This window comes from Pacificibacter marinus (assembly GCF_018860665.1).
Taxonomy (GTDB): Bacteria; Pseudomonadota; Alphaproteobacteria; order Rhodobacterales; family Rhodobacteraceae; genus Celeribacter; species Celeribacter marinus_A.
In genome coordinates, this window is sequence record NZ_JAHKPK010000025.1 from 134,394 (window position 1) to 148,848 (window position 14,455).

The window sequence follows — 14,455 nt, forward strand, 5'->3', positions numbered from 1 at the left end:
GCTCCATTTGGGCGGCCTTTTTGCATAGTCATACAACATGCATGAAATCAGTGATGCGTGTTTTCTTTTCCCGTCAGTTTGGCAATCGCCGGATCAATGATCTTCGCCACCAAAGGGATCAGCAGCAGGCCGACGATCAGCCCGAAAATCCCATCAAAGAACGCGGTGACAAACCATGTGACAAATCCCGTGGCACGACCGACCATATGCGCAGCCCCCTCGGCCAGGTCATGAATACTTTGATAAGGTTCATGCAGTCCAAATGCGTGCAGACCATGAATCACAATAGACCCGCCAACCCAAATCATCGCGGCGGTGCCAATGATCAGCAACGCCCTCATCAGATAAGGCATGAATTTCACGATCCCGTGGCCTAAAGCCCGCGTCACCCCCAAGCGCCCAACCCGCGCCAACCACAGACCAACATCATCGGCTTTCACGATCAGCGCCACAGCGCCATAAACAGCGACCGTGATAAATATCCCAGCAAGGCCCAAAGCCCCCGCTTTGAACCAAATCGATCCCTCTGGATCAATGCCCGACAAAATGATTGTCATGATCTCAGCCGATAAAATAAAATCTGTTTTCACGGCACCGGCCACCTTGGACTCTTCCAAATGAACCGGATCGCCCTCGCCCGCTTTTTGTCCATCCGCATAGGGCGCATGAGGCTTGAACAGGTGATAGACTTTTTCAGCCCCCTCAAAACACAAATACCCCCCGCCCAGCATCAGGAGCGGCGTGATCAACCACGGTGCAAAGGTCGACAGCAGCAAAGCCGCAGGCAACAAAATGATCAGCTTGTTCTTGATCGATCCCCAAGCGATTTTGCCAACGATGGGCAACTCACGCGCAGGCTGAAACCCTTGCACATATTTGGGCGTCACGGCAGCGTCATCAATCACAGCGCCTGCAGCCTTGCTTGAGGCTTTCAGCGCCTGAGTTGCGATATCATCTACATTGGCGGCCGCCACTTTGGCGATCCCTGCCACGTCATCCAATAGGGCCAACAAGCCACTCATATATTCGTCCTCACGCTTTGGTTGCCTCATATGTAGTGGCGCGCGCGACCAGAGGCAAATGATCCTCAAGGTTTGTCTCGTTTTTGCCCATAAAAAAGGGCGCCCTGTAAAGGACGCCCCATATCACTCGTTAAAAAACTGTCGTCGTCAGCTTACATCGCTGGCAACATCACCGCGTCGATCACGTGGATCACGCCGTTTGATTGCTTCACGTCAGCAATGGTGACGGAAGCCATATTGCCGTTTTCGTCTTCCAACATCATCACGCCATCAACGTAAGAGGCTTGCAATGTACAGCCGCCCAAAGTTGGCACGGGGTGCTTGCCGCCATCGTCTGCGATCATGCCTTGCAATGCGTCTGCCATCACGGCTTTGCCGACAACGTGGCAGGTCAGGATCGTGGTCAATTGGTCAATGTTTTCAGGCATCAACAATGTTTCAACGGTGCCCTCTGGCAGCGCTGCGAAAGCTGAGTTCACAGGAGCGAACACCGTAAACGGGCCGTCGCCTGCCAATGTGTCAACCAAACCAGCTGCAGTCACAGCCGCGACCAAAGTTGTGTGATCGGCAGAGTTTACGGCGTTCTCAACGATATTTTTATCGGCAAACATTTCAGCGCCGCCAACCATCGGGTTTTCACCATGGTGATCGGCGTAAGCGGCGCCAGCTGTCAAAGCGATTGCAGTTGTAGCCGAAAGAAGTGTTTTTGCGAAAGTCATGATGTTTCTCCGTTGGGTGTCAAAACCCTCGTCCATTTTGGCGAGGTTACAATGGGTACGGAGCCCCTTTGACTTTGGACCATTTAAAATCATCACATGATGGTCACGTTGAATTGAGATCAAAATGTGATCCAAAGGCAGCGCTGCACCGTATGTGCACAATCATGTTTATAGCGATTGATCCCCTGCGCGCCCCTTGCACCCACGCGTTGAAAAGGGCAAGAAGGCACAAAGACACAACAGCTATCAGAACAGGCCACACCATGGATGCGAATGCAAAACCTACCGAAGTGATTTCAGTCCGCGATGTTTTTGGTATCGACACGGATATGACCGTCAAAGGGTTTGCGGATCGCACCGACCGCGTGCCTGAGGTCGACAGCACTTATAAATTTGACCCGGACACCACGATGGCGATTTTGGCGGGATTTTCGCACAATCGTCGCGTGATGATCCAAGGCTACCACGGCACGGGCAAATCCACTCACATCGAACAGGTGGCAGCGCGCCTCAACTGGCCCTCCGTGCGTGTGAACCTTGATAGCCATATTTCGCGTATCGATTTGATCGGCAAAGACGCGATCAAATTGCGCGATGGCAAACAGGTCACGGAATTCCATGAAGGAATCTTGCCTTGGGCCCTGCGCAACCCTGTTGCGATTGTATTCGACGAATATGACGCGGGCCGCGCAGATGTGATGTTCGTGATCCAGCGGATTTTGGAAACAGACGGCAAATTGACCTTGCTTGATCAAAACGAAATCATCACGCCGAACCCCTATTTCCGTTTGTTCGCGACAGCAAACACAGTGGGCCTTGGCGACACAACCGGTCTGTATCACGGCACGCAACAGATCAACCAAGCGCAGATGGACCGTTGGTCTTTGGTGGCAACGCTCAACTACCTAAACCATGATGCGGAAACCAACATCGTTTTGTCCAAGACCCCGCATTACAACACCGAAAAAGGCCGCAAACAGATCAGCCAAATGGTGACAACGGCTGCGCTGACACGCACGGCCTTTATGAACGGCGACCTGTCCACCGTGATGTCACCGCGCACCGTGATCACTTGGGCGCAAAATGCAGAGATTTTCCGCGATGTGGGCTATGCCTTCCGCCTGACATTCCTCAACAAATGTGATGAACTTGAGCGTCAGACAGTGGCCGAGATTTACCAGCGCTGCTTTGACGAAGAATTGCCTGAATCAGCTGTCAGCATGACAATGTAAGCCAGTGCTCGCTGCGGCAACGACTTGAATAAGACAGTTATGAAATGACAAAAGAGGGATGCATTTTGCGTCCCTCTTTAATTTTAACGCAGATGCCACATAATTTCGAAATCCAACTGACGTGATTGTTTGTTGGATCTGCGGCTTGCCCCGTCCAAATTGCAGTCGATTTTGCACCCGTGACGCCCCGCTTTCTCTTGCCCGCCGCCGCGCAGAGTGATTTAACACGAGGCATGATAAAGCCCAGCGACAACCCCGCAGATCCGTTCAAAAAGGCCCTAGCAGAGGCCACCAAAGTCTTGGCCAATGATTCCGATTTGACCATCACCTATTCTATGGATCCATCGGGCCTGACACCTGACACAGTGCGGTTGCCGCAGATTTCGCGTCGGGTGACCCGTGACGAGGTGTTGATCGCACGCGGCACGGCTGACGCCTTGGCTTTACGGCACAAATTTCACAACGACAGCACCTTCAATCGCTATGCGCCTCAAGGGCAAATGGCGTTCGACATCTATGACGCGCTGGAAACCGCACGGGTCGAAGCCGTCGGCGCGCGCCACATGCCGGGCACCAGCAAAAACATCGATGCGAAAATCGGCAACGATGCGATGCGCCGTGGCTATGACGGGGTGAAATCCACCGATGATGCGCCTCTGGCTCAGGCTATGGGCTATTACATGCGCCACCTCACAACAGGGCGCGATCTGCCCGCCGGTGCGCAAAACGTGATGGAGATTTGGCGCAATTTCATCGAACAGCAAACAACCGGCGCATTTGATGATCTTGACAGTTTTTTGGACGACCAGCGCGCTTTTGCCCGCCTTGCGCGCCGCCTGATCGAAGACCTCGGCTACGGCGATCAACTGGGGGACGACCCAGATGAATTGGATTCTGACGAAGACCAAAACGCTGAAAACGACGAAGACCAAGACGACGTCGAATCCGAGGGCGAAGATCAAGAGCAAGAAGACGATCAAGAGGCCGCGCCAGAGAGCGCTCAAGAGGAACAACAAGACGCCTCTGAGGCCACAGTGTCGTCAGACGATATGGCCCAAGAAGAATACGCCGACGAGATGGAAATGCCCAACGAGGAGGCCGAAGCCGAGCCCCCTCAATCGGCCCCTGTGTCTGACGCCGATCCAAATTACCAAGTCTTTTCAACAAAATATGACGAAGAAATCACAGCCGAAGACTTGGCTGAACCCGCTGAGCTGGAACGTCTGCGCGCCTATTTGGACCAACAGCTTGAGCCTTTGAAAGGCGCTGTATCGCGCTTGGCCAACAAATTGCAACGCCGCTTGCAGGCCCAGCAAAACCGGTCATGGGAATTTGATTTAGAGGAAGGCACATTGGACGCTGGCCGCTTGGCCCGCGTGATTGCCAACCCCACCACACCTTTGTCGTTCAAGCACGAAAAAGACACTGAGTTCCGCGACACCGTCGTGACCATTTTGCTCGACAATTCAGGCTCAATGCGCGGACGCCCGATTTCAATCGCGGCGATCTGTGCCGATGTGCTGTCGCGCACGCTGGAACGCTGCTCGGTCAAAGTCGAAGTGCTCGGGTTCACCACCCGCGCGTGGAAAGGCGGGCAAAGCCGCGAAGAATGGCTGGCCCATGGTCGCCCGCAAATGCCCGGTCGTTTGAACGATCTGCGCCACATCATTTACAAAAATGCAGACGCGCCGATGCGCCGCACACGGGCCAATTTGGGTCTGATGATGAAAGAAGGCTTGCTGAAAGAAAACATCGATGGCGAAGCGCTTGAATGGGCGCACCGCAGGATGATGGCACGCCCTGAGGCGCGTAAAATCTTGATGGTGATCTCTGACGGTGCCCCTGTGGATGACAGCACCCTATCAGTGAATCCTGCGAATTATTTGGAAAAGCATCTGCGCGATGTGATTGAATTGGTTGAAAAACGCAAACAGGTCGAACTGATCGCGGTCGGCATCGGCCATGATGTGACCCGTTATTACGAACGCGCTGTAACCATCACAGACGTGGAACAATTGGCCGGAGCGATGACCGAACAGTTGGCGTCTTTGTTCGACACAGATCCACGCGCAAGAGCCCGTTTTGCTGGCATTCGCAAAGCCATGTAAGACACGCGATCCACAGGTGATATTAATAATACGTGAATGATGCCGACGCCTCATGGCGCCCAAGACAAGGATCTATGAGATGTTTCAAAGCTATGATGTCACAAGCAGCCCCGAGCAAGCCGCCCCGCGCGTCACAGCCCTGCGCGTCGCCATGGCAGATGCGGGGTTAGATGCCTTTATCGTGCCGCGCGCCGATGCACACCAAGGCGAATATGTTGCCCCTTGCGATGATCGTCTCGCTTGGTTGACGGGTTTCACAGGCTCGGCAGGGTTTTGCGTTGTTGCGCGCAATGCCGCGGCCATGTTCACCGATGGGCGTTACACCGTACAAGTGCGCGCACAATGTGATGCAGAGATTTTTGACTATGTTGATTGGCCCGCCACGTCACTTGGCACATGGATCGCCTCGCGCGATGCTGAAATCATCGGCTTTGACCCGTGGCTGCACACAGAACAAGACATCATCGCCCTGCGCAAAGCGCTTGAGCCCAGCGGCAAAACCGTTGTGGCCACCAGCAATGTGATCGACAAAATCTGGACAGACCGCCCCGCACGCCCCAACGCTCCCGTGATGTCTTTACCGATCGAGTTGACGGGGCGACGTTCAGAAGACAAGTTTGCGATGATCATTGAAGCCCTGAAGGATGCTGGGGCCGATACCGTTGTCTTCACCCTGCCTGACAGTTTATCTTGGTTGCTCAATATTCGCGGAGCTGATGTGGCACATAATCCTGTGGTGCAGGCTTTTGCCACGCTGAACGTAGAGGGTAAGATGCATCTGTTTGATGAGGCCTCTAAATATGACAGCCTTGGCCCTGATCCGCGCATCACAATCGCGCCCCGCTCAGAATTTCAAACCTATTTGAAAACACTTGAAGGCAGAGTTCTGATCGATCCGGCCTCAGCACCTTACGCCTTGCGCAGCTTGATCGAGGACGCAGGGGCCACGATTGTCACCGGCAAAGACCCCTGCATCATGCCCAAGGCTTGTAAAACCGAAGCCGAAATCGCAGGCGCGCGCGAGGCGCATCTGCGTGATGGTGCTGCCATGGTTGAATTTTTGGCTTGGCTCGACGCGCAAGACCCAAGCACACTGTCTGAGATTTCAGCTGCCACAGCGCTTGAAGGGTTCCGTGCCGCCACCAACCAGCTCAAAGATATTTCCTTTGAGACCATTAGTGGTTCTGGGCCAAATGGCGCCATCGTCCATTACCGCGTCAACACTGATACAGATCGCCCGTTGTCCGAAAGTGAAATTCTATTGATCGACAGCGGCGGGCAATATGTTGATGGCACAACGGATATCACCCGCACGGTATCTCTGGGGCATCCCAAAGCCGAAGAACGCGCCTCCTTTACTGCCGTGCTACAAGGCATGATCGCAATTTCAACCGCGCGCTTTCCACGCGGTGTCGCGGGCGCGCATTTGGATGCGCTGGCTCGCGCGCCTTTGTGGCGCATGGGGCGTGATTATGACCACGGTACAGGCCACGGCGTTGGTGCCTATTTGTCTGTGCATGAAGGCCCGCAGCGTATTTCGCGGGCATCTCTTTTGGCCTTGCAAGAAGGCATGATCCTGTCCAATGAACCAGGGTATTATAAGGCCGGTGCCTATGGCATTCGCATTGAAAACCTGATCGTCGTGCGCAAGGCTGGTGAAATTTCAGGCAGCGATGCCCGCGACATGTTGGATTTCGAAACCCTGACCTTTGTGCCAATTGACCGCGACATGATAAACGCCGATGAATTGGCACCATGGGAACGCGATTGGCTTGACGGGTATCACGCGCAGGTCTGGGATGTTATTTCCCCCCGCGTGAGCGAGGCCGCGCGCGAGTGGTTGCGACAGGCAACCGCTGCATTGTGACATATACCTGTTAAGACTGGTCTGCTAGAATAAACTAAATTTGAACGAGGGGGACAGATAATGACTGACCATATACACATTCGCGTGGCACCTGGGACTTGGGTTGTGCGTGCAGGCGGTGCCGTTTTGGGCGAAACAAATGCGGCATTGGAACTGACCGAAGGTGATTACCCGCCCGTGATTTATTTTCCACGCGACGCACTGGCCATGGCATTTTTGGACGCGTCTGACACGACGTCCACCTGCCCGCACAAAGGCGTCGCCTCGCATTTTTCGATTCAAACCAAGTCTGTTTTGATTAAAGATGCCGCTTGGTCATATGAATCCCCCACAGCGGGTATCGAGCGCATCAAAGATTACATTGCGTTTTATCCGCAAAAAGCCGCAGTAGAGATGCTCTAATCTATTTTGAACATGGCTATAGGTATGAAAAGGCGCTCTCGGTGGCGCCTTTTTCATGCCGGTTTTATTTTTATGTCGTCCAAAACAAACGCCCGATCAGCTATGCTCTTCAGCAGCGGTCTCGGCCAAAGCCTTGCTAAACACTCGCAAAGCATCGACGTGAAATAGCGCACCATGCAATTCAGGCTCGCTGCCCTCAAGCAACGTCACAACGGGAATAAACACCAAATTATGTGCCTCAAAGATCGGCATCGCGGTCTTAAGTGTCGCATTTGGCGAAATATAAAGCCCCTTTTTGATCAGTCTTTTACACTCGTCTTCTTTGGCGGCCCGTGCTGCATCTGGTGCGCGATAGCACTGATGCACCCGTACAGTGGCCAATAAATAAGCCTGCGGACCTGCGGCCAAATGCACGCCCCGGCGTTCTAACAGTGTCAAAAAGAACGACCGATCCACAAGCTTTGACGCAATGGCCGTGGATAAGGACACAGCCACCATCACAGCCAGCCCCGTTTGCCAATCGCCCGTCAGCTCAAACACAATCAATGTTGTCGAAATCGGCGCGCCCAAAACGGCAGCGGCCACTGCGCCCATGCCCGCCAAAGCATAAAGCGTCACAGTGCCAGACACATCAGGGAACACGGCCGTGGCGATCAAACCAAATGCCAAACCAGACATAGCGCCGACCATCAACGCAGGGGAAAATACGCCCCCCCCCATACGCCCCGCCATGGTGATGGCGACGGCTGCCACTTTGATCACGGTGAAGACGATGGCCTGCCAGATCAACAATTGCCCCGTCAATGCAGCCGATGTGGTCTCGTATCCAACCCCAATCACATGGGGAAACACAATCGCCAAAAGCCCCAACATCAGCCCAGCCAACGCGGGGCGAAACACCGGCGGAAGATGTATTTTTTCCACCACCCAAGTTCCAAAATCATCGGCCATAAAAATAGACCGCATCATCAACACAGCGATCAACCCGCAAACGCAGCCCAACAACATAAAGGCGGGCAGCTCGACGTAAAATGACAGCGCCCCTTCAGCCGCCAAGGTGAATTCGGTCACATCGCCAAATTCCAACCTGTTGATCACAGTGCCCGCAACGGCAGCGATAGCAATCGGTGCAAAAGCGTGAACGGCGAAATGGCGCAAGATGACTTCAAGCGCGAAAAGCGCCCCCGCAATAGGCGCATTGAACGAGGCAGACACTGCCCCCGCAACCGCACAGCCCAAAAGATCGCGCCCCGTGAGGCCGCTGGCGTGGATTCGATTGGACACCCAACTTGAAATCACGGCAGCCAAATGCACCACGGGGCCCTCACGCCCTGTCGACCCGCCTGTCGACAAGGTGATCAAAGACGCCGCAGCCGAGGCCAAGCCCGCGCGTTTTTCAACGCGTCCTTGATTCAGCGCAGCCCCCTCGATCACATCCGCGACCGAGCGCACGCGCCCATCAGGCGTGAACCAATTGAGAATAACCCCAACGACCAAACCGCCCATCACAGGTAAAGACAGCACCCAAAACCACGGCAGATCTCTGGCCGCACTGTGCAAGATGTGTAGATCATCCACCCCATAGAAAAACGACTGCAAAGCGTTGATCCACTTGCGAAAAAATAACGCAGCAAAGCCCGAGGCCACGCCGATCAAAAGTGCTATGAACCAAAACTGCACCTGTGACGGGCCGCGCAGGCGCATCAACTGCAACGCCGATTTGAAGCCGCTACACATGTCACGCCACGCTTTATGTGGGTAGGATGAATTGTCATCGGCCATCGGATTCGCCGGTCCTATCTGCTGTCCGCATTGTCACTTGCGCTTTTCACATTGGCACTGCACCCTAAAGACATAACAGCCCCACCAGCAAACGAGCCCCTAATGATCACAGACACTCAATTTACCGAACTTTCTCTCGTTCTAGAGGGTCGCGTGACTCGTTCCAAGTCCGATCTTGATTTACATGGCCAATCCGAGACGTGGTTTGCAAATGCGGCCCCTGATGCTGTGGCCTATCCGCATACGACGGCAGAAGTCAGCGCGCTGATGAAGATATGTCACGCGCAGGCGATTCCTGTCATCGGCTGGGGCACCGGCACCTCGCTTGAGGGGCAAAGTTTAGCAGTGCATGGCGGGTTATGTGTTGATTTTTCAAAGATGAACGCGATCCTAAAGGTTCATGATGCGGATATGGACGTCACGGTGCAACCCGGCGTGACCCGTGAACAGTTGAACACTGATCTTCGCTCCACCGGTTTGATGTTTCCCGTTGATCCCGGCGCCAATGCATCGCTTGGCGGCATGGCGATGACGCGGGCCTCTGGCACCACCGCCGTGCGCTATGGCACGATGCGCGACAATGTCATTGGACTCGAAGTGGTTTTGGCCGATGGCACGATCATTCACACCGGATCGCGGGCACGCAAATCGTCCAGCGGTTACGACCTAACTGCGCTTTTCGTCGGCTCCGAGGGCACCCTTGGCCTTGTTACCGAACTCACACTGCGTTTGCATGGACAGCCTGAGACGATCAATGCGGCGGTCTGCGCCTTTGATGATTTGGACAGTGCTGTGAACGCGGTGATGGCGACGATCCAAATGGGCATTCCCATGGCGCGTATCGAATTTTTGGACAGCAAAAGTGTTGAAGCGGTGAACGCCTACGCTGGGACGACTTATCCTTTGATGCCTCATTTGTTCGTTGAATTTCACGGCTCTGAGGTGGGCGTCGCCGATCAAGTGGCGATGTTTGGCGAAATCGTTCAGGATTTTGGCGCATCCGGTTTTGACTGGGCCGCGAAACTTGAGGACCGCAACGCGCTCTGGACACTGCGCCACAACGCATTCTATGCCTGTTTGGCATTGAAAAAGGGATGTATTTCCGTTGTCACGGACATTTGCGTGCCGATCTCAAAACTGGCCGAAGCCGTCCGCGAGACGGCGGATGACATCGCGAAATCCTTTATTGACGGGCCCATTTTGGGTCACGTAGGGGATGGCAACTTTCATTCGGTCTTGCTGGTTGAGCCCGACAACGAATTGGAGCTGGCCGAGGCCAAACGATTGGCGCACCGCATGGCATTGCGCGCGCTCAAACTCGGCGGGACGGTCACTGGCGAACATGGGATCGGGCTTGGCAAAAAAGATTTCATGACGCGCGAACACGGGGCCGAGGCTTGGGCCGCCATGGGAGCGTTGAAAGCGGCACTTGATCCAAAAAATATCATGAACCCTGGAAAGCTTGTGCCGTAAATCTTGGGGCCAAGCTCTAGCCGTCGAGCAAAGCCTGTGCTGCCGCGCGCGCTGGGTCTGTGACTGTATCACCCGACAACATCCGCGCGATTTCATCGATACGATCTTGGTCGATCAGCGGCACCACTTCGGACAATGTCATGCCATTCTCGACCCGTTTTGCCACACGCCAATGATGTGCGCCCAAAGCGGCCACTTGCGGCGAGTGAGTGACGACAAGCACTTGTCCGTCAGCGGCCAAGGCTTTCAGGCGACGCCCGACAGCATCCGCCGTGGCCCCGCCAACGCCACGATCAATCTCATCAAAGATCATCGTCACGTCAGACTGATCACGCGTCAGACAGACTTTGAGCGCCAGCAAAAATCGTGACAACTCGCCACCTGATGCAATCTTATTGAGCGGCCCCGCAGGGGCACCGGGATTGGTCGCGACAGTGAACGACACGGCATCTTGTCCGTCAGGGCCAGCGTCGCCAGCATCAACCAGCGTGGCAAAAACCGCGCGCTCCATTTTGAGTGGCGCAAGTTCGGCCCCCATCAACGCATCCAATTCTTTGGCGGCTGCGACGCGCGCTTTGGTCAAGGCACTTGCAGCCTGCGTGTAAAGAGCCTCCGCGTCTTTCAATTCTTGTTCGAGACGGATCAAATCATCCGCCCCACCATCAAGCGATTTAAGTTTGCTGCGCAATGTATCGGCGAAAGGCCCCAAGTCATCTGCCAGAACGTTGTGCTTGCGTGCGAGGCCGCGAATGGCAAACAGGCGTTCTTCGATGCTTTCCAACTCATGCGGATTGAACTGCAGGGCCTCCATACAGTCCTCGACACCCGATTGCGCTTCGGCCAATTCATTAAGGGTGCGATTGAGCCCCTCAATCGGGGCATCCAGACGCCCATCGGCTTTGTCAGCGGCGCCCTCTAACCAGCGCAGCGCATCAATCAAAGCGCCCTCTGCAGCATCATAAGACATGGCTTGATGCGCCTTGGAAATATCGACAGCAATCTTTTCAGCCGATTGCATCAAGCGACGCTCGGCATCAAGTTTGGCTTCTTCGCCAGCTTCTGGGTTGATTTTATCCAGTTCGCCCACAGCGTGGCGCAAAAATTCTTCTTCAGCCTTCAGCGCGACCTGTTGATCTTTCGCCACTTTCAAGGACTTGCGGATGACCGCCAGCGTTTTCCATGCTTTGCGGGTTTTCTCGAGCTTGGCATCCAATGAACCGAAAGTGTCGAGCAACACACGGTGACCACGAGGGTTCAACAAGCCACGATCATCGTGTTGGCCGTGCAATTCCACCAACAATTCAGACAAGCGCCGCAGCACATCGCCAGAGACACGACGATCATTGATCCATGCGGTTTTGCGACCATCTGCGGTGTTGATACGGCGCAAAATCAATTCGCCATCGCTGGTGTCGATGCCTGCCTCATCCAAGATCGCTTGTGCGACAGGCCCCTGTGGCACATCAAATTCAGCGATCACTTCGCCTTGTTTGGCCCCAGCACGAACAAGTTCGGCGCGACCACGCCAGCCCAGAACAAAACCAAGACTGTCGAGCAAGATGGATTTACCCGCGCCAGTCTCGCCCGTGAGCACGTTGAGACCAGGCTGAAACGACAGTTCCAACCGATCGATAATCAACATGTCACGGATATCGAGACTTCTTAGCATGGTAACGTCAAGCCACCGATCAGAGCCATTCGCCGCGCACCATTTGGCGGTAAACGGCGCTCAACCAATTGTTGCCCAAAGATTTGACCTCAAGCCCCTGCCCCGTCAACAAGGCATAGCTGTCCGCATACCATTGGGTGGATTTATAGTTGTGACCCAGAATCGCGCCTGCGGTTTGCGCCTCTTCGGTCAGCCCCAAGGCAAGGTAGGATTCGACCAGACGGTGCAAAGCCTCAGCCGTGTGCTGTGTGGTTTGGAATTGCTCAACGACGACACGGAACCGGTTGGTGGCTGCCGTGTAATGTTTGCGTTTCAGATAGTAACGCCCGATTTCCATTTCTTTGGCTGCCAAATGATCAAACGCCAAATCAAACTTCAAAATCGCCGACCGCGCATATTCGCTTTCGGGGAATTGTTCGATCACGACGCGCAGGGCTTGCAGCGCTTGGAATGTCAGACCTTGATCGCGGCCGACGTCATCGATTTGGTCGTAATAGGACAAGGCCAATAGGTAATGCGCATAGGCGGCATCGGCATCTGTTGGATAGAAATCAATGAAACGTTGGGCTGCGAGACGTGCGGGTTCGTAATCGCGATCACGGTGATAGGAAAAGGCTTCCATAATCAACGCGCGCTTGGCCCATGACGAATAGGGGTAAAGCCGTTCAATTTCGCCAAAATGATGCGCCGCCGTATCAAAATCATTGGTGCTGATTTCATATTCTGCGCGCTTGTAGATTTCTTCAGCAGAATAGCCTTCAAGATCACGCGTGGGCGCGACATCTCCACAAGCTGTTAAGACTGCCACTGAGAAAACTGCTGCCACTTTGAGGCCGCTATACAGTGCTGCACGCATGAACGTTCCACCTTCGTCAAATATCGTGCCCGCGAACGCGAGCGATGGATCAACTCCTAGCACAGAATTTTTCGGTGCAAAACGCCTTTGGTGCGGAAAATTAAGAAGTGAAGAGTTGGTGGCGAAAACCAGCGGATCACGCGCAGTAAGCGAGATCCAAAGCTGTGACACCTGCCCCGGGCAAAGTTTGCGCTGTCGCTTCGTCAACAGAGACAAAAGCCCATGCGCCGGGTGTTGCAAAAACCTTGCGCAACAAAGCGTTTGTCATCGCATGCCCTGAGCGTACGCCAACGTAACGCCCAAGAATCGGTGCACCCGCAAGCGCCAAGTCCCCCAAAGCATCCAACATTTTGTGGCGGACAGGTTCATCTTCGTGGCGCAGACCAGCCACCCCACCTTCGACCTTAGCGCCATCAAACACGATGGCGTTTTCACCGGGAACTCCCCCAAGCGCAAGACCGTTGGATTGCATCCAATCCACCTCGGCTTTGCGGCAAAATGTACGGCAGTTCGACAATTCACGAATGAAAGCCCCGTTGGCCATCACAAGATTTTTACTTTGCACGCCAATCGCCGCGTCTTCAAAATCGATATGAAAATCAATTTCCAAGGTCTCTGCGGCTTCCAAACGCGCTGTCGCATCGCCAAGGATGACCTCAACAGGTTTCAAAATCTTCAAGGCACGGCTTGGCCCCTCTTGGCGTGACAGGCCTGCGTCCAGAATAGCGGAGACAAAAGGCGCAGCAGACCCGTCCTCGATTGGCACTTCGGGTCCGTTGACATGCACAAGAGCATTGGTCACGCCACAGCCAGCAAGCGCCGCCATGATGTGTTCAATTGTTGAAATCTCAACGCCATCATCATTGCGGATCAGCGTGCACAGTTTGGAAGGCACGACAGAATCCCAACGCGCAGCAATCGAGGCGTTACGGGTATCCGTGACATCGGCGGCGATATCGGACCGTACAAAGGAAATGCCAGAGTTTGCGCGTGCAGGTTCAATCGTCATCCGCACCGGCGCACCAGAGTGAAGGCCTACGCCATCAAAGGTAATTGTCTTGGCAACTGTCTTTTGCACGCTGTGCCTCAATCCTTAGTTCGTTTACTGTGGCCCCCGTCAAATCGACGCACACCAACGCAGCAAAACTTGTTGAGACTTGGTTAAGCATCTTTGGACAACCACTCAACTCAATCTTTGTAACGGAATGTAACATAGCCCCCGCGCCACGGGCGACAAATCGCGCACACTCGTGCTGCATCGCAGCAAGCAATTGATAAATAAGAAAAAGGCCGGAATAAACCGGCCTTTTAAAACTCTATGTAAT

Annotated in this window: 11 protein-coding genes; 5 read left to right on the forward strand and 6 right to left on the reverse strand. The window is 54.3% G+C overall.

The genetic code is table 11. The features are described from left to right. Positions 1–47 precede the first annotated feature (47 nt). Both KO497_RS07945 and KO497_RS07950 read right to left on the reverse strand, forming a co-directional pair. On the reverse strand, positions 48–1,022 hold the full coding sequence (locus KO497_RS07945; protein WP_215943431.1) for a DUF808 domain-containing protein: 975 nt from the start codon (positions 1,020–1,022) through the stop codon (positions 48–50). A 152-nt stretch (positions 1,023–1,174) separates the two neighbouring features. Then, a complete protein-coding gene (locus tag KO497_RS07950; protein WP_215943432.1) occupies positions 1,175–1,741 on the reverse strand; it encodes a fasciclin domain-containing protein in 567 nt (188 codons plus the stop codon). A gap of 263 nt (positions 1,742–2,004) precedes the next feature. Between KO497_RS07950 and cobS the strand changes: the two genes are divergently transcribed. From cobS to KO497_RS07970, 4 genes are all read left to right on the forward strand, one after another. Further along, positions 2,005–2,973 carry a cobaltochelatase subunit CobS gene (cobS, locus tag KO497_RS07955; RefSeq protein WP_215943433.1) on the forward strand — a complete coding sequence of 323 codons (969 nt, stop codon included), beginning with the start codon at positions 2,005–2,007 and terminating at the stop codon, positions 2,971–2,973. Positions 2,974–3,206: 233 nt separating this feature from the next. Continuing rightward, a complete protein-coding gene (gene cobT, locus KO497_RS07960) occupies positions 3,207–5,081 on the forward strand; it encodes a cobaltochelatase subunit CobT (protein WP_215943434.1) in 1,875 nt (624 codons plus the stop codon). A gap of 79 nt (positions 5,082–5,160) precedes the next feature. Further along, positions 5,161–6,948 (forward strand): aminopeptidase P family protein, encoded by a 1,788-nt coding sequence (locus KO497_RS07965; protein ID WP_215943435.1) that lies wholly within the window; start codon positions 5,161–5,163, stop codon positions 6,946–6,948. Positions 6,949–7,008: 60 nt separating this feature from the next. Beyond that, positions 7,009–7,350: a DUF427 domain-containing protein gene (locus KO497_RS07970; protein WP_215943436.1), complete on the forward strand. Its 342-nt coding sequence runs from the start codon at positions 7,009–7,011 to the stop codon at positions 7,348–7,350. A gap of 96 nt (positions 7,351–7,446) precedes the next feature. Here the strand turns inward: KO497_RS07970 and KO497_RS07975 are convergent, their stop codons facing one another. Further along, a complete protein-coding gene (locus tag KO497_RS07975) occupies positions 7,447–9,132 on the reverse strand; it encodes a chloride channel protein (RefSeq protein WP_215943437.1) in 1,686 nt (561 codons plus the stop codon). 102 nt (positions 9,133–9,234) lie between these two features. On the opposite strand from KO497_RS07975, the gene KO497_RS07980 reads away from it, so the two are divergent. Further along, positions 9,235–10,605, forward strand: a complete 1,371-nt coding sequence (locus tag KO497_RS07980; protein WP_215943438.1) for an FAD-binding oxidoreductase — start codon at positions 9,235–9,237, stop codon at positions 10,603–10,605. 16 nt (positions 10,606–10,621) lie between these two features. On the opposite strand, the gene recN is transcribed toward KO497_RS07980, so the two are convergent. The 3 genes from recN to lpxC form a co-directional block, all read right to left on the reverse strand. Beyond that, the gene (gene recN, locus KO497_RS07985; protein ID WP_215943439.1) at positions 10,622–12,274 is read right to left on the reverse strand and encodes a DNA repair protein RecN; all 1,653 of its coding nucleotides are present in this window, start codon (positions 12,272–12,274) and stop codon (positions 10,622–10,624) included. A gap of 19 nt (positions 12,275–12,293) precedes the next feature. Further along, complete coding sequence (locus tag KO497_RS07990) at positions 12,294–13,130, reverse strand: outer membrane protein assembly factor BamD (RefSeq protein WP_215943440.1); 837 nt, start codon at positions 13,128–13,130, stop codon at positions 12,294–12,296. A 136-nt stretch (positions 13,131–13,266) separates the two neighbouring features. Next, positions 13,267–14,208 (reverse strand): UDP-3-O-acyl-N-acetylglucosamine deacetylase, encoded by a 942-nt coding sequence (gene lpxC, locus KO497_RS07995; protein ID WP_215943441.1) that lies wholly within the window; start codon positions 14,206–14,208, stop codon positions 13,267–13,269. Positions 14,209–14,455: the final 247 nt, after the last annotated feature.